Source organism: Bradyrhizobium guangdongense, assembly GCF_006483445.1.
In the GTDB taxonomy this organism is placed as follows: Bacteria; Pseudomonadota; Alphaproteobacteria; order Rhizobiales; family Xanthobacteraceae; genus Bradyrhizobium; species Bradyrhizobium guangdongense_A.
In genome coordinates this window covers 1-15,614 of the sequence record NZ_PPPT01000260.1, presented here as the reverse complement: position 1 = coordinate 15,614, position 15,614 = coordinate 1, and the positions used below count along the sequence as shown (strand labels likewise).

Here is a 15,614-nt window from a genome sequence, read left to right as displayed (position 1 = left end):
GATGTTTGCAGGTGCGGCGGTGTCGGTCAGAACGGTGTGGACCAAGCGGGTGGAAGCGTCGCCTCTTCCCGCCGACGAATTTCGAGCCATCGTTCGAGGAGCGAGAGCGCCGGCCGTCGTCGAGTTCAGTGGAAATACAAAGCTTGATGGATTTATTGTCCGGGTGCTCGGGACCAAGATGCAGGTGGAAGCGAATTTATTCGAGTCGCCTTTGCTTGCCTTGCGACAGTTCCGCCCGGGCGAGCCAGCGATTGCGAAGCTTCGAAGCGGGATGACCGAAGGAACGGGTATTTTGCGAGGGACGGTTGCGAGCTTCTGGCGAAAGCTGGCGGGGACCAGCAGCTATGATGGTTTGTCCGAGCTTATTGGTCGTACCTACGATTCAATTCGGCACAATGGTGGCCAACCGGTCGACCTCGAAGAGATCGATAGGACGGCCAAACTGGTCGATGCGTTTACCAAGCCGGAATTGGAATTATGAGAGTGCTTGTTTCTGGGGCTGCGGGATTTCTTGGTCGGCACGTTGTCGAACGTTTGCTTGAGCGCGGCCACTTTGTTCGCGCCATAGTCAGGCCGTCCTCTTCGCCCCCCGAATGGAAGGGCAATGTGGAGATATGGCGAGCCGACTTGCGCGTAGACGGAGCATTGGAAGGAGCTTTCACCGATATCGACGTCTTCGTGCATCTGGCAGCGGCAACCAGCGGCAACGAAGATGTTCAATTTGCGTCGACTGTCGTCGGAACCGAGCGGGCGCTGAAGGCGATGGCATCGTCCTCGGTCGAGCGTCTCGTGCACATAAGCAGCCTGGTCGTGTATGATTGGGACGTGGCTCGAGGGGAAATGAACGAGGAGACACCGCTGCTGACCGACTTCTACCGGATGGGTGGATATACGATCGCGAAGATGTGGCAGGAACGTCTGGTTACCCGGTGTTCGGCAAAAAATGATTGGCAGCTAACTATCCTGCGGCCCGGCTTCATTTGGGGGCACGAGCACGCCGAGATCGCGGGAATGGGTCGAGGCGCGGGGCCGATCCACATCATGTTCGGTCCGTTTACGCGTCTGCCCCTCACGTATGTGAGGAACTGTGCCGACTGCATCGCAGTGGCAGTCGAAGACCCCCGAGCTTCCGGTCAAATCTTCAATATCGTGGATGACGATGAGATTCGCGTCTGGCATTACGCTCGGGAATACGTCAGACGCACGAAACGCAGCAGGTGGTTGCTTCCGATCCCCTACTACTTCGGCTTGGGGGTGGCCTGGATCGCGCAATTGTTCAGCCGCTCATGCTTCGGATCGAAGGGGAAGCTTCCCTCGCTGCTGACGCCGCTGCGCTATCAGCAGCAGTTCAAGCCGATCCGTTTCGGCAATGGCAAATTGAGGAAGGTCCTGGACTGGGCTGCTCCAATCAAGTTCGACCATTGCTTGGAAGAGACCTACTCCAAAGCCCGGGGCGATAATCACCTTGGGCCCGCTTGAAAGCATTTGCTCAACGTTGCTGCCCAATGGAGGCGGTAGTTACGGACTGATCATGAAACGGATTGGCTATCTTCTTCACCGATTTCCCGGCAAAACCGATACCTACATTAAAAGAGAGCTTCGAAGCCTGCTCAAGTCGGGAGTCGATGTGAAAATCCTGTCGGTGTGGAAGCCGGAGGAGAAGGATGCCGCAGATCTCGAGAATATGCGCGAATGGGGTGAGATAACCCAGTTCCTTCTGGCGCGCTCGGTTCCCGGGATCATCTCAATAATCTTTGCCGAAATGATCTCGGCGCCGATGCACTTCTTGCGGGTTCTAGCCTTTGCCACGCGCATGGCGGCACCAGGTCCGCATGGCCTCGTCTACCAAGCCGTCTATTTTCTTGAAGCAGTGATTGCAGCCCGGTTCCTGCGAGAGGGCGGATTTGCGCACGTCCATAACCACTTCGGAGATCATAGCGGCATGGTCACCATGCTGGCTGCCAAGCTGGCCGGGATTCCCTACAGCATATCCTTCCACGGCCCCCACGTGTTCATCGATGGCAAGTACGGGCGGCTTCGGGAGAAGATTTCTGGCGCGCAGTTTGTTCGGTGCATTAGCTACTATTGCAAGAGCCAACTGCTTTTCCTCTCTGGACTTGAAGACGGGTCCACTCTGAAGGTCATTCATTGTGGATTGGATCTGGACGCCTACCGGTTTCAGGCCCCGCGAGAGACTATCCGGACCATCTTTTGCGCCGTTCGGCTCGCACCGGAGAAAGGCCTCCCGTTCCTGCTGGAGGCTATGGACGCGCTGATCAGATTGCATCCCGAGATAACACTTCGGGTCGCGGGAGATGGCCCATCGCGGGCCGATCTGATGGAGAGTGTCAAAGCTCGCGGACTTGAGCGTCACGTCACGTTCCTGGGAATCTTGAATGAGGCGGAGATTATCGGAGAGCTTCAGACGGCAGATATATTCGTCCTGCCAAGCCTGGCGGAAGGCCTGCCAATATCGGTCATGGAAGCGATGGCGGTGGGCGTTCCCGTTATCTCAACCAATATTGCGGGAACGAGCGAGTTGGTCGAAGACGGAAGTGCAGGATTGCTCGTTAGACCAGCGGACGCCCACGCGCTCGTGACGGCCCTCGATCGCATGATTAAGGATTACTCATTCCGAAAAAGCGCTTCCAGCACCGGAAGGCAAAAGGTGGAGAGCGAGTTCGATTCGGACAAGGAGACAGAAAAGCTAAAGCGAGAGTTTCTACTGGTTGAGCAAGGACCCGTACGCCGGCGGCAAGAGCAAGCGAGTGTCGCTCCCTTGATGGTTGGAGGCCGCGTCGATTCCAACTCGCGGGCCGGCGCGAGCTAAGCCCCTTGATGAAACCATTGGGCTGGTAGCGGCAGGTCCGGGCTGTTCCGGTCATTCCTCTCATCCAGCGGATGAGGAAATGTCTTTGCGTAAGAGGTCGACTTGACGCGGTCTTTCCGAATGAGTGTCATCTCCAGCGCGCGGGGAATGACGAGTGATCCGCAGCGCACGCTTCGTCCATAGTTGTTCGGGTGGTTATGCACAATGTAGAAATCCTGCAGCAGGCGGTCGAAAGTAGCTTCGATAATGTTAAACGCGTGCTTATCCATCACGCGCTCAAGGTCGTGCAATTCGATGACGATCATACGAAAGCGTTGGAGAGTCGGGCGCGACGCATTAAGCAGAACCGGCCATTCGGCTCCTTCAATATCCATTTGAAGGATCAGATCGCCGTCATTTTCCGGCTTGTTGGATGAGACCCAATCGTCAAGCGTGATTGTTGTATCGTTGTTGACTACACCAAGGAATTTCCTCGTAAAGTGAACCATGTCCCCGTCAATAGGCGCCGAGCTCACCGATGCGTCCGCCAAATAGCACGGAATTCCTCGCTGTATAAAGTTTGTTTCGAACGAAGCTCGATCGTCAACGCCTGGAGAGAAGCAGGCGACGATTCCATCGAGGTCGTCAGGAATCAGATAACCACCGTCGCCACGGCTGCCTAATCGAATGAGGGGGTGTTCGGTGTTGACTGGATGCAACTTGGCGAGAAGTCTGCCTACTGCCGCCAGATCGGTTCGCATTGCAACCGCAAAGCCCATATTAAGACACGCCGTCACAAACGCATATTTTAAAGGAGACCGGATCGTCATAAAGTGCCTCGAAACCTGACTTGAATGACCTGTTTTTCAGGATAATCGCGCTCGGGTCGCCGGTCCAGCGTCCGTTTGACCGGGGGAGTTCGCGGCACGTGCGGGATAACTTATGGGCTATAGCCGCAGTTGGCCCCACCTATGTGCAGCATGCTCCTGAGAGCCGACCTGTCGGAGAATCGTTCGTTGCCCCGTCCTTTTGGCAAGATCGTATTGAATTGAAGTATATGGAATGAAAAAGACGCGGTTCCTGGGTGGTCCGCTTGGATGAGCCAACTGGGGGCGCAGTTGAAAAGCCGAAATGGACTGGGAGGAAAAGCTCTTGATTCAGAGTTCGATCAAAACGTTCGCCATCGTTACGCCCACCTATTTGCCGGATCTCAAACGGTGCGAACTGCTGGCAGAGTCGCTCGATCGGACTTCGCCTGATGTGCCGCACTATCTCATAGTTGATCGACGCGACTACACGGCGTTCAAGCACCTGGAGGGTCGCAAGCGACATCTCATTGAGTCTGAAGCCTTGCTGGGGCGGTGGATCTGGAGGATGCCCGGTCGCAAGGGCCTGTGGTTCAGTCTGAAAGCACCACCGGTGCGCGGATGGATCATTCAACAAATTCTAAAGATTGCGGCGGTTGAGGTTGTCTCAGAGCGAACATTGATCTTTTGCGATTCCGATACGGCATTTCTTCGAAATTTTCACCGCGAAGATCTTCTAGTTGACGGGAAGATCGGGCTGCTTGACGTGGACTTCGCCGGGCATCACGAGTGGACCGTTACAGCTCGTCACCTGCTGGGCCTTCCGAGGGATTACCGTCCCGGCTCTCGCAATCATGTTGGCAACATGATCTGTTGGAACAGCGAGGTCATTCGAGCTATGCAGCAGCGAATTGAGGCGAGCACCGGCGTCAACTGGATGGTTGCGCTTGCGCGAACGGTTAGTTTCTCCGAATATATGATTTATGGAGTCTTCGTTAGCGAAGTCCTGGGATATGATTCAACGGACCACGCACCGTCGTCAGTGCCGCTGGTCAAACCCTCTTGGCATCTCCCCCTGTCAAATGATTCTGCTATTGAAGAATTCTTTGCGAACGTTGATCCGCGGACAGTGGCGGTTATGATTCACTCAAAGACAGGCATCGATCCGGCGAAATATCGAAAGCATCTTGCGAGTTGGTGGAGCAAATGCACATAACAATACGCTGGGAACGAGAGTCTAGCATAGCGGTGATAGTACTTTTACTCCCGCTCGGCATTTTCCTTTCCGTCTGTACCGCGAGGATGAGTAAAGGCCGCTCAAACTTACCGCAGAGCAAATTAAGGCAGAAAATGGAAACGAAGGGTCGCCATAGCTTTTGTCTCGCGACATTAACTGAAAAGCCCGTCACGGCTAGGCCATAAGAGTTGCTTAGGCTAGCCTAAGCCCTTGCTGCACAAGGAAAAGTACTTTGAAGACGTTAACTAACTGTCCGATTTGCCAATCGCTGCATCACAAGAAGCTCTTCTCCGCTCCATCGACAAGGGGCCAGGACGATAAGATCTGGTCCGTCTCAGAATGTATTGACTGTAGCCATCAATTCATGAACCCCCAACCCTCTTGGGAGGAACTCCAACCTTACTATGATCACAACTATAGCGCTTATCGCCCCACTCATGACGCTGCCGCAGACGACACTTCCGTCGTCAAAGAGGCTCGTCGCACGGGGCAGTTTCGGGATATTCCATTACGTCCAAAAATGCGCATTTTGGACGTCGGGTGCGGTGGTGGCTATTTTCTCCATATCATGAAGATCCTCGGAGCAACGACCAAAGGCATTGAACCAAGCCCACATGGCGCGCGGGCCGCAAAGCAGCGCGGAATCGAGGTTTTCAATGGCATGCTCGAAGACTTCGCCAAAACAACTTCCGAGCGGTTTGACGTCATCACAGCCCATCATGTCCTAGAACACGCCCCTGATCCGATCGAAACGCTTCAGACGATGAAGCAACTTCTCGCGCCGGGCGGTGTTGTATGGATCGAAGTTCCGAACGCGGGTTACACACTCGCTCGCGCCTGTCGCGGATACTGGCACAGTACGGACCTACCCTTCCATTTGATGCAATTTACGCCGAAGAGTGTCGCTCTCGCTGGAAAGCGCGCCGGACTGGAAGTTCAATATCAAAAGAGCGAATCCAAGCCCGAGAATGTGGCCGCGTCGATGCGCCTTTATCTGCGGTTCCGCTGGATGATCCCACTGCGGGTAGCTGACCATATTTGGCCAATCCAACCGTTGTCAAAGATATACGCTAAGAGGGTCGACGCTAGCCTGAACGGAGAGTCCGTCATCACACAATTCGTTCCATAAGCTCACTCGGAACGTCGGCAAGTTCGCGGCCTGGTCGGCAAGATCGCAGCCTGATTGTTTCTCCCAATACGATATATCGGGCATCGGTCCAATGCGTCTGATCGGTGTAGAAGGAGGCGGTAACCGCCTTGCTGCTTGGGCGACCATTCCGGTTCGATCGGATGCGACATATCCGCCGGCAACGGCGCTCTCCATGCTAATAGGTTGATTAAAGTTCAGCCGGCATATCACTTCAAGTCGCTGTCGTGAACGACCCTCTCGGGAGAAATGTCGGAACGACGGTGCCATGGTAACCCTTTGTGGCCTTCGCGTGAGAGACTAAGGGTAAAGTGGCGTCAGCGATTGTACCGGTGTTGTGGCTCCAAAGCAGATCTTGCGCTGAGTTCATCGGTACCTAAGAAGTGGCGGTCGCTCCAGCCAGATCGTTGCTGGATGCATCGATGACGAGCGTGCGTGACTTGCTGGCGCTGTAGTAATTGTAGTCTGAACTCGCCCCCGAATTATGTTCGATTGCGATCGTACATCCGCCGATGGCGACGCAGAAAATCTCAGCATCGCTTGACGCTGCAGTTATGTAGCGTTGGGCGGGGTTGTTCTAGGTTGAGCCAATCGAGAGGATAAGGCCGGACCCATCGTAGACGAGCCGCTAGGGCCGGCCTATGATCGAAGCAGTCAAGCAGTCGTCGAGTTGCGCGGGGCCGCCGTAGAAGGCAGATGATGATGCCGTGCTTGAGCCTACATCAAAAGCTGTCACTGTAATCTGCCATATGCATACCCTGAGCCGCCGAAAGCGATGTACACCGTACCGTAAGTATTTGAATCGCCCTCAATGGCCTTGATTCTGTCAAGACTGTTGATGGGCCATGTCGTCAAATTAACCCAGGTTGCGGCATTGTCATCTGACCTCCACACGCCCCAGATGTGATTTACATATCCAGCGATGAAGATTGCTGGGTAACTGGCATTAGGAGGAGCGGCACCAAATCCGAAAGCCCACACCTCGTTGACATTGGGCACGCTCTTCCACGTCGTGCCGGCATCATCAGATCGATAGAACAAGCTCCCGCTTGAATTAGTTGGTTCGGACGGTCCTGCCGTGAAGAAGAGATGTCCCGCTTGGCCAGGAACAGAGCGCAGTTTGGCATTGTAGCCGGCGTTGGGGAACGCGAACCTTGAGACGTGTGTCCAATTCGCTCCGCCGTCGGTCGATCGATAGGTGCCGGCCGCAGTGCGAGAGGAAGCGGGACCATAATTGTAGGCATAGAAAGTTGCTGGCTGGACTTGATCACGATCGAGAATTTGTCGGTCAAGGTAGTATGCCCCGCCCCATCCTCGCTCGCCCAAAGTTGGTACCTCAGCCGGGAACGTTCCTCTGGTCCAAGATACTCCGCCATTTGTCGTATACCAAATGCTGCCAGTTGTGGATGAATAGGCCCACGCTATATTGTCTGGCGTCGACGCGGCGATACTTCCGCCGGTCAAATGACTTACAGTGCTGTCCGTGGGAAGCGACTTGAATTGAGACCAGTTCTGCCCGCCGTCTGTCGAATAGCCAGACTGATCGGCATAGACATTATAACCGACATTGCACAGGCAAACGACGTAAGTCGGGTCGCTTGGTGCAAACGAGCCGGACCACCCCGCATTAATTGCGACCGTATTACTCGGTCCTGCCTTCGATGGATACACGTCGGGATCGTCGACGTAGAATATTGGCTTATCCCACGAAAACACCAAAGGCTTGCCGCCGGGCGGTGAAATGATCCAGTTTGGTACCAACTGCTCGATCCCCGCACTCTGGGATTGCAGTGTCACCGGAGCTGAGCCAGTGCCTTTGATGGTCGTCACGAAAACGCCGATCCCCATCACGTCCCACAACTTATCGGGAATGACTGGATCAAACATTAGTTGAGACACCGAATTCCAACAATTGTTCGTATTTCCCAACCAAGGGATATCGCTCGAGGCGAGGATGTTTGCATTGCCTGCAGTGCATGGCCCCCAAGCAACTCCCTTCAAAGTACTCCATCTCGCTCCTCGATCGAGGCTCATGCTGATAATCCCAGCATTTTGAGCCACGCCGATACGGCGCGCGTCAAATGGGTCGGTGAACACAGACGCATAGGTATAGTTGCCAACTGCTGGCGTTATATTGATCCATGTGCCTGATGCATACTTCCAGATGCTGTTTCGTCGTCCTGGATTATCAATCGCGTACAGTATGCCGTCAGCCGCGACGGTTATTGCCTTCACTGTCATTGGACTACCAGCCATAGCGCTCCATGTCGCTCCGGAATCGTTCGATATGAAGAATCCGCTGCCACTGCTCGCGGCGTATATTCTAGTGGTCTTTCCCGCAACAACGGGAGATGTCCTGTCGATGGCAGTGAAGGTGAAGGTAACGCCGGTAGCTCCGGGCACGCCAGAGGCCGCCGTCCACGTAACCCCGCCATCGTACGTGATGAACAAACCCGTATTTGGCGTTCCAGCATAAGCGACGTCTGCATTGACGGGGTCGATTGCGATCTTGGTTTGAGATCTAGTATCTATGTTCTTATTTACACAAGCGAACGCTGCCGATTTCGTCCACGTCGTTCCCGTGTTGCTGCTAACATACATGCAACCAAGATGAAGCATATAAAGGCGACTGGGATCATTAGGTGCCACGGCCACATAGGCTACGTTGCCGGCACGCAACGGTCCGACGTCGCCGGATGGCATCGACTGCGATGTCACGAGTTGCTGCCATTGATGCTCAGCCTCGCTCCATTTGTAAGCGCCATACGTGTCTGTGCTTATGACTTTCGTCGTGCCATCGTCAGACTGATAAATGCCCGTGATCCACCCGCCACCACCGATCTTCAGCGTCTTGAACACCGTGTCGGATGTCGACTTTCCCTGGGTCCACGAAGACGCAGGTACGATCTGACACACACAGGCCAGCGCTATGGTCAGAAGCTCCACGAACACCCTACGTGTCGACATCATTCGAAACCTCCGCCAATTCGGTACTTCGTCTCGTTGTGGGAATGGCCTGCAGAGCGATTGCTCATATCGCGAGTTAGCGAGTAGCCCGATGGTATTTATATCTTTGAACAGCAGCAAGCGTTCGACTGCGCCTGCACGACCTTAACGTGACGCGACCGCTTGCCTCACCGCGTCCAAAATGGCTTCTTTAAGACTATTGTAGATCAAGGATAGACACTTAAAATTTTGATGATTATTGTATGATCCGTGCTGTTAAGTCGCCCTTCAAAAACGGAGAGACTTGCGATTATGTTGAATTCAACTGTCGGTCATAGCAGTAGCCGGCAACATCCCATGTTTGGCCCGGTAGTATAGAAATGGTTGAACAACCCGATCAATCGACGCCCCTCGCGGGGGTACACGAGTTCCTTAGGAAAGAGTTTAAGGGGCGAAACGTACGGATCTATGAAGCAGGCGGGGGATCGCGATCTTATCTACCGCTAGAGGATTTATCTATCTCAAGCGTAACTGTGGTTGATATTGATCCTGTCCAAATTGCGGACAATCGTTATGGAGACCAGAAGGTTTTAGGTGACATTCAGGAATATGTATTCCCACCGAATAGTTTTGATCTCATCGTTTGCTATAATGTTATCGAACATCTGACTTCGCCAGATAAGGCCATTGAGCTATTCTACCAAGCTCTTGCTCCTGGCGGCTTTGTCTTCATCGGGGCGCCGAACCCTACTTCTCTTTGGGGTATTGCTGCAAAGTATACGCCGCACTGGTTTCATGTCGCAGCGTATCGATGGATCTTAGGAAGAAAGGACGCTGGCCAGCCGGGCAAGGGGCCTTTTCCGACGATATACCATCGGATCGTGTCACCGGCAGAGCTTGTTAGATTTTGTGAGAAGCTTGGATTTAAGACGATCTACAAACAGGAACACTCTTCTCCGAATCTTCAAAACTTGGCGGATCGGCGACGGATTTTTGGGTGGGCAATAAAAACGTCGATTGCAGTTCTTAATGTGCTGGCTTTAGGCAGGAACGATTTTGGCAAAAGCGATTATCATGTCGTTTTCAAGAAAGTTATGTGAAAAGGCGTTCCGAACTCATGCGGTGCGCCCGTCCATTGCCGAGCGATCGGTTGCTTGTCTGAGCAGTTGCGGCGGTCGCTGACGTCAAGGATCTGAACTGGGTCAGCGACCTTTGAACTGAACATCGATTGTGATCGGCAGATCTATTTCTACGATCCTCGCATGCAGGGCAACGTGGTACTAGTAGGAAACTAGAATGTGTTGTTGCGGCGGTTTCCATGCGCCGATTTCAATATACAGCGCCAAAGACGTTGAGGTTATGGCTCTGGCAGAAAATACACGGTCTAGGAAACTCTTGGCCGTACTCGCAATGAACCGCAGGCTGTCCCGATTTCGGGTTCGCTCTCTTCCGTTCAACTCGAGATTGTGTCAATCGTGAGACCTGTGACGATGCGATGGTCCGTGTTTGAAGAGCGCGGAAATCGGCGTAGCCAGTTCGAGTGCGACCGCCGAGCTTGCGAACTGAGCTAGAATTAACTCGTGCCGTGCAGGTGTGACCTCTTGCATCGACAGCCGGCTGGTGCCGAACGCTTCGGCGATTGGCAGGAGCGACTGGACTCCTTATCGCGAAATCGCATTTTGGAGGCACACTACTACGTCAATAGAGAAACGACGCTCCTTCGCAAAGGCTGGGAATTGGTAGATGACATCGTCACGTTTTGGGCGGCTCTATTCGCTTGATCTCGTCAGGGGCCTGGCGGCGCTATCGATCGTGATCTGGCATTGGCAACATCTCTATTTTATCGGGCGCGATACCGGTTTCGAAGTGACCGCGCAGCCTGCCTATTGGCTTTTTTTCCCCATCTACTTGGGAGGGTGGATGGCAGTCGAGCTATTTTTCTGTATCTCGGGGTTCGTGTTCTTTTGGCTTTATTCTGAAGCCCTTGTTAGTCGCTCAATGGGCGCAAGGACTTTCTTCGCGCTGCGATTCTCAAGGCTCTACCCGCTCTACTTTCTGACGCTCGCCATCGTCGTTGTTGGGCAAGCGATCTATATTCACTACGTTGGCAATCCCTTCATATACGCCATCAACGTTGAAAATGTTATTCGCAACGTATTTCTTACGCAGAACTGGAGTTCTCGATCGAATGAGACGATTAATGGTCCGGCGTGGTCAATTTCCGTCGAGCTGTTGTTGTATGTGATATTCTTCATCTATTGTCGCTGCGTCAGCCGGGTCTCCGTTTTCGTGCTGATCGGTCTGGTGCTCATTGGCTTTCCTCTGGCACTGGTCGATGCGGATCTCGGTCGGGGATTGATTAGCTTCTTTTCCGGCGGTGTGACCTATTTCATCTACCATCGGCTCCACAATTCGCCCGCGGCTCGTTCCGTGCTCGTGATGAGTGCCGGAGCGGCGGTAGCCGGCTGGATAATGACAATAGTGGAGCTCAAGTTCGGTCCAATTCAGAGCGTCTTGGGTGAGTTCGTGCGTTCGCTTCCTGCCCCTCTAGGAGATGCGATCCTCAAATCTGCGAAGCAGATCCTGATAATACCGGTGCGTTTGGTGCTCATTCCCGCCTCGATCCTGGCGCTGGTTCTGAGCGAAAGTCTCGGCGCGGGAGCCTACAGGAAATTCGCGGCGATTGGAGACATCACCTATTCCTCGTATCTCATTCACTATCCCATGCAGCTTTTCATTGCTATCTATGTGGTTGCAACGGCAGGGGCCCCGCAGATCTTTCAGTCTGGCACAGGGATGGCTTTGTTCTTTTGTGTACTCATCATCTTGTCGTTCTCGTCCTACAGGTGGTTTGAAGTTCCAATGCAGAGGTATCTCAGGTCGGTGTTGCTTCGCTCACTTGCTAGTGAAAATGGCCGGCCCTCTAGCGGGAGCGAATCGAGAACTGCTGGCCCGCCGGCAGCGGGTTCTCAGTGACGCCACGCATGTCGCTGCGTTCTTGGACGACCTCGGCAGCCATACGAGCAGAGCAGTTCGGTAAGTCATCCGTTCCGTCGGCGCCAAATTGTTCTACCTGTCAAAATAATAGCCCGAGCTGAATCGGATCGAACAGCCTTCGCCAAGCTCAGCTACCTGATCCGCAAAGCTTCCGCGCGGACCCTAGACGCTGTCTGCGCCGCAATCGGATACGCCTTCACCGGCGAGGAGTATGCCAACTAGCCCAAAGATCCAGGATATGGAATTTAGCGTAATCCGGCTCTAGGCAGGAGGAATGTGGTGCGGGTTACATAAAGGCGAGTGAATCTGGTTTCTGGATTGGGCCAGCTGTTAAGAACGTGAACGATGGAGGCCGATGCTGGTCGCGAGCGCCATGCCCACGGACTATGATGCAGTCGATTTCCAGCCCGTGCCTTCGTCTTTAGGGCTTCTTGCAGTCTGCATAGAATGTGCCGTTCACCGCGATGACGCGTTCTATGCATTGGCGAGGATCAGTGATCTCACCGCTGACGCTGAAATAGTAGCTCTGCGCTTTCAGGATCAACGCGTAGTTTCCGGGCGGCAGTTCGAGCGCGGGGTCCTCGCTGTGCAACTCATACATTTCCTGTTCGTCAGGCATCGGCGATGCCCGGAACGGATAGGAAAAATTGCGGATCACCCAGACGTCCTCGCCGTCGGCGGGCTTCTTGCCACTTGCATCTGCCGAGAATTCACGGACGATCTTCGCGACGACGCGAACCTCGGCGCGCTCCGTGAAGTTGTTGGAGAGCTCGCGGCGGAAAACTATAAACTTCGGATGCCCATTGGTCAGACTCGCTTGATTGGGAACCTTGAATGCAGCCGAAATGGCAACCCTGCCATCGGGTGGCCGCCCCGGCAGCGACTGCAATGCGGTGAGAGACGTATCGTCGACGGCGGCATAAACGCCGTAGTCCTTGGGGCGTAGGGTTTTGGGTTTTGCGGGCGTAGTTGGTTCGGCGGGAGTAGGAGCTGCAGGGGTGGGCGGTGGCGCGACGGTGGCAGACTGTTGCGTCTGCTGGGACAGCTGTCTTACCAGCGAGACTAGGCGCTCCCGCTGCTGCACGGCAAGCACCGCAATGCCGACAAGGATCAGCAGCAGAGCCGCACGCTTGGTGACCGACCAGATCGAATGGCGCGGCTTTGTGGCCCTGCGATCGTCGACCTCAGTCTGCGGGCGCTGAGGCCTGTGGACTTCATGAAGCGTCGGCTGGCGCGACGCCGGCAAGCTAGTTGCCGGAACTTGCGGCGGGGAGAGCGGCGGGATGCTCACCTGCTGACGGGCAAATTCTTCCACGCCCTGGATCGCAACTTCCAGGGCTCGCTTCGATCGTCCGATGTCTCTTACATCGGCGTGACTGAATTGCTCCCTGAGCTTGTAACGGGCGAGGTCGTAGACGACCTGACGCATGTGCTCGGGGTGGTTCTGAACCGTCTCAAGCATGCGCGCAATGACAAGCGCGAACTGGACCTCGGTGGACGCCGGCGGTGCTGCTCCGTCCTCTCCAAGTCGCAGGTCCCCAGTTTGCAGGTCTCTCGAGTCAGTCATCATCCGGATGGTCCCTATCCGCCGAATGTAGCAGATCGGCTACCTCCCGCTATGCAACATAGGCTGGGGGCACCCAGAATCGCAGCTCGCCGCACCCTTTCAAAGGGGGATAGTGGGGAGGTATATCTACAGTTTCAGTGTGGGGGAGGGAAAAAGCAATGTTCGTCGTGCCGACCTTTCGAGCCGTCGCGGTCTCGTTGATTTGTCTTGCCGGTTCTTTGGTGCCGGAAGCGGCCTCGGCCATCACGGCAGAGTTGGCCAGAACCTGCAAAGCGCTGACCTCGAAACAATTTCCCCCCCGCGAGCCCGGCAATCCCGCGGCCGGAAGCACCAAGGGCTCGGGACGCGACCAGCAGGCCTATTTCGACAAATGCGTCGCCAACGGCGGCAGGGTCGAAGGCGGAATAAAGTAAGGTCTAACGCTACGATGTCCGGCGAGCGCTATCGGCAGACGGCTATTCCTTGGGCGGGAGTGGTTCCGTAACATTGCCATCCTTGGCGATGCAGTCCTTGAAATAGGCCTGACGATCGCCGCTCATCCGGACCGACCCGGGGCGCTTGTAGGGATGAGCGATGTAGGAGAAATGTAGGCATTTCCTTGCCACCTCCGCACTGGGGCCCGCAAATGCCTCGATTGGCACAATGACAGGGGCAACTGCCACCAAAAGAATAAGTGCAGATTTTCCCATGATGTTCCTAAGAGGTGGAAGCTGGCCACCAAAGACGCGGTCAGCCGTTGAGAGATACAAATCGACGTCAATCATGCAACAAGAATAATGCTTGCCATGCCGCTGCGCGATGACGCGCTAATCGTCGCCAAACGGTTCGGCCGGGTCGCAACAATGGTGCGTAACCGCTTTTGTCGCTCCGAGGTTAAGGTTTATTCTGATCCGCTTGATTTGCCTTCATGTTGGACGTGCGCACAAATCGAAAAATCCGTTAGACTGCATTGAATTAGGCGTTGGTGGAATGATTTCGCGCGCTTGATCTTGACCGGATGAAGGCCGCCATGGCGCAGTCCGTCATCGTCGATCTCCGCAACATCTACCGCCCTAAAGAAATGGCCGCCGCCGGCTCCGTCTATGAGAGGGTGGGGCGACCGCCGGCTCGCATGGCGAATTTTGCAAGGTCTGAGATGACGATGGATAAACGTATCATTCCCCTGATCATGTGCGGCGGTGCCGGCACGCGGCTGTGGCCGGCCTCGCGCGAGGTGCGGCCAAAACAGTTCTTGCCGCTGTTCGGAACGCGCTCGACGTTCCAGGACACGCTGCTGCGCGTCTCCGATCCGTCGCTGTTCGATCGTCCCATCGTCATCACCAACGCCGCCTATCGCTTCATGGTGCTGGAGCAGCTGGCCGAGATCGGCATCGAGGCCGATATCCTGCTCGAGCCGATGCGCCGGGATTCAGGGCCCGCGATTGCCGCAGGCGCAGCCTTTGCGCAAACCCGCGACAGCGAGGCGGTGGTTCTGGCGCTCGCCGCCGATCACGTCGTGAAGGACGGCGCCGCCTTCGTCGCGGCCTGCCGCCAGGGGCTGGTCGCAGCGAGTGCGGGCCGCATCGTCACCTTCGGCGTCAAGCCGGAGCGGCCTGCGACCGAATATGGCTACATCAATCCGGGTGAGGCGATCGCGGGCGAGGTGCGCAGCGTCGTAAAATTCGTCGAGAAGCCGGATGCGCCAACAGCGGCTGGCTACGTCAAATCGGGCTATCTCTGGAACAGCGGCAACTTCATGTTCCCGGCCGCGGTGCTGCTCGACGAATATCGCAAGGTCGATGCGGCGAGCGTGCAGGCGGTGTCCGATGCGGTCACCCATGCGGGCCGCGATCTCGGCTTCATCACGCTGGAGCCGAACGCGTTCGGCTCCGCGAAGGCGATCTCGATCGACTACGCCGTGATGGAGAAGACCACGCGTACCGCCGTGGTGCCGGTGTCCTGCGGCTGGTCCGACGTCGGCTCCTGGCACGCGGTGTGGGAATTGTCCGACAAGGATGCGGACGGCAATGCCGCGCATGGTACCGCCGTGTTCGAGGACTCCCGCAACTGCAACGTCACGACTGATCACGCGCTGGTCGCGCTCGAAGGCGTCGACGATCTCGTCG

At 55.4% G+C, this 15,614-nt stretch carries 12 protein-coding genes and 1 pseudogene; 9 read left to right on the top strand and 4 right to left on the bottom strand.

Translation table 11 applies throughout. The annotated features are described in order from the left end of the window. From C2U70_RS33290 to C2U70_RS30845, 3 genes and pseudogenes are all read left to right on the top strand, one after another. A pseudogene (locus C2U70_RS33290) lies at positions 1-481 on the top strand (hypothetical protein); the annotation flags it as partial. Continuing rightward, positions 478-1,479, top strand: a complete 1,002-nt coding sequence (locus tag C2U70_RS30850; RefSeq protein ID WP_140982400.1) for an NAD-dependent epimerase/dehydratase family protein — start codon at positions 478-480, stop codon at positions 1,477-1,479. The pseudogene C2U70_RS33290 and the gene C2U70_RS30850, both read left to right, overlap by 4 nt. A 52-nt stretch (positions 1,480-1,531) precedes the next feature. Next, positions 1,532-2,830, top strand: a complete 1,299-nt coding sequence (locus C2U70_RS30845; protein ID WP_140982399.1) for a glycosyltransferase — start codon at positions 1,532-1,534, stop codon at positions 2,828-2,830. On the opposite strand, the gene C2U70_RS30840 is transcribed toward C2U70_RS30845, so the two are convergent. Next, complete coding sequence (locus C2U70_RS30840) at positions 2,827-3,639, bottom strand: FkbM family methyltransferase (protein ID WP_140982398.1); 813 nt, start codon at positions 3,637-3,639, stop codon at positions 2,827-2,829. The two genes, C2U70_RS30845 and C2U70_RS30840, sit on opposite strands and share 4 nt — an antisense overlap. Positions 3,640-3,940: 301 nt before the next feature. On the opposite strand from C2U70_RS30840, the gene C2U70_RS30835 reads away from it, so the two are divergent. Together C2U70_RS30835 and C2U70_RS30830 are read left to right on the top strand one after the other, a co-directional pair. Continuing rightward, positions 3,941-4,831, top strand: a complete 891-nt coding sequence (locus C2U70_RS30835) for a DUF6492 family protein (protein ID WP_140982397.1) — start codon at positions 3,941-3,943, stop codon at positions 4,829-4,831. A gap of 385 nt (positions 4,832-5,216) precedes the next feature. Next, the gene (locus C2U70_RS30830; RefSeq protein WP_140982396.1) at positions 5,217-5,981 is read left to right on the top strand and encodes a class I SAM-dependent methyltransferase; all 765 of its coding nucleotides are present in this window, start codon (positions 5,217-5,219) and stop codon (positions 5,979-5,981) included. Positions 5,982-6,731: 750 nt separating this feature from the next. On the opposite strand, the gene C2U70_RS30825 is transcribed toward C2U70_RS30830, so the two are convergent. Next, complete coding sequence (locus tag C2U70_RS30825) at positions 6,732-8,969, bottom strand: WD40/YVTN/BNR-like repeat-containing protein (RefSeq protein ID WP_140982395.1); 2,238 nt, start codon at positions 8,967-8,969, stop codon at positions 6,732-6,734. Between the two features lie 356 nt (positions 8,970-9,325). Here C2U70_RS30825 and C2U70_RS30820 point away from each other — a divergent pair, with 356 nt between their 5' ends. Together C2U70_RS30820 and C2U70_RS30815 are read left to right on the top strand one after the other, a co-directional pair. Further along, complete coding sequence (locus C2U70_RS30820; protein ID WP_140982394.1) at positions 9,326-10,045, top strand: class I SAM-dependent methyltransferase; 720 nt, start codon at positions 9,326-9,328, stop codon at positions 10,043-10,045. Positions 10,046-10,688: 643 nt separating this feature from the next. Continuing rightward, a complete protein-coding gene (locus C2U70_RS30815; RefSeq protein WP_140982393.1) occupies positions 10,689-11,921 on the top strand; it encodes an acyltransferase family protein in 1,233 nt (410 codons plus the stop codon). Between the two features lie 442 nt (positions 11,922-12,363). On the opposite strand, the gene C2U70_RS30810 is transcribed toward C2U70_RS30815, so the two are convergent. Then, positions 12,364-13,512 carry a hypothetical protein gene (locus C2U70_RS30810; protein WP_246666909.1) on the bottom strand — a complete coding sequence of 383 codons (1,149 nt, stop codon included), beginning with the start codon at positions 13,510-13,512 and terminating at the stop codon, positions 12,364-12,366. A gap of 155 nt (positions 13,513-13,667) precedes the next feature. Between C2U70_RS30810 and C2U70_RS30805 the strand changes: the two genes are divergently transcribed. Continuing rightward, entirely contained in the window at positions 13,668-13,922 is a 255-nt protein-coding gene (locus C2U70_RS30805; protein ID WP_246666908.1) for a hypothetical protein, read from the top strand. 42 nt (positions 13,923-13,964) lie between these two features. Here the strand turns inward: C2U70_RS30805 and C2U70_RS30800 are convergent, their stop codons facing one another. Further along, positions 13,965-14,273, bottom strand: coding sequence for a hypothetical protein (locus C2U70_RS30800; RefSeq protein WP_246666907.1), 309 nt, complete (start codon positions 14,271-14,273; stop codon positions 13,965-13,967). A gap of 377 nt (positions 14,274-14,650) precedes the next feature. On the opposite strand from C2U70_RS30800, the gene C2U70_RS30795 reads away from it, so the two are divergent. Beyond that, on the top strand, positions 14,651-15,614 hold a 964-nt coding region (locus C2U70_RS30795; protein ID WP_186294577.1), incomplete at its 3' end, for a mannose-1-phosphate guanylyltransferase/mannose-6-phosphate isomerase.

Bases quoted from the DNA above. Each gene is read 5' to 3' on its own strand.
- C2U70_RS30850 (WP_140982400.1), top strand. From the start codon at position 478: ATGAGAGTGCTTGTTTCTGGGGCTGCGGGATTTCTTGGTCGGCACGTT.
- C2U70_RS30845 (WP_140982399.1), top strand. From the start codon at position 1,532: ATGAAACGGATTGGCTATCTTCTTCACCGATTTCCCGGCAAAACCGAT.
- C2U70_RS30840 (WP_140982398.1), bottom strand. From the start codon at position 3,639: ATGACGATCCGGTCTCCTTTAAAATATGCGTTTGTGACGGCGTGTCTT.
- C2U70_RS30835 (WP_140982397.1), top strand. From the start codon at position 3,941: ATGGACTGGGAGGAAAAGCTCTTGATTCAGAGTTCGATCAAAACGTTC.
- C2U70_RS30830 (WP_140982396.1), top strand. From the start codon at position 5,217: ATGAACCCCCAACCCTCTTGGGAGGAACTCCAACCTTACTATGATCAC.
- C2U70_RS30825 (WP_140982395.1), bottom strand. From the start codon at position 8,969: ATGATGTCGACACGTAGGGTGTTCGTGGAGCTTCTGACCATAGCGCTG.
- C2U70_RS30820 (WP_140982394.1), top strand. From the start codon at position 9,326: ATGGTTGAACAACCCGATCAATCGACGCCCCTCGCGGGGGTACACGAG.
- C2U70_RS30815 (WP_140982393.1), top strand. From the start codon at position 10,689: ATGACATCGTCACGTTTTGGGCGGCTCTATTCGCTTGATCTCGTCAGG.
- C2U70_RS30810 (WP_246666909.1), bottom strand. From the start codon at position 13,512: ATGATGACTGACTCGAGAGACCTGCAAACTGGGGACCTGCGACTTGGA.
- C2U70_RS30805 (WP_246666908.1), top strand. From the start codon at position 13,668: ATGTTCGTCGTGCCGACCTTTCGAGCCGTCGCGGTCTCGTTGATTTGT.
- C2U70_RS30800 (WP_246666907.1), bottom strand. From the start codon at position 14,273: ATGATTGACGTCGATTTGTATCTCTCAACGGCTGACCGCGTCTTTGGT.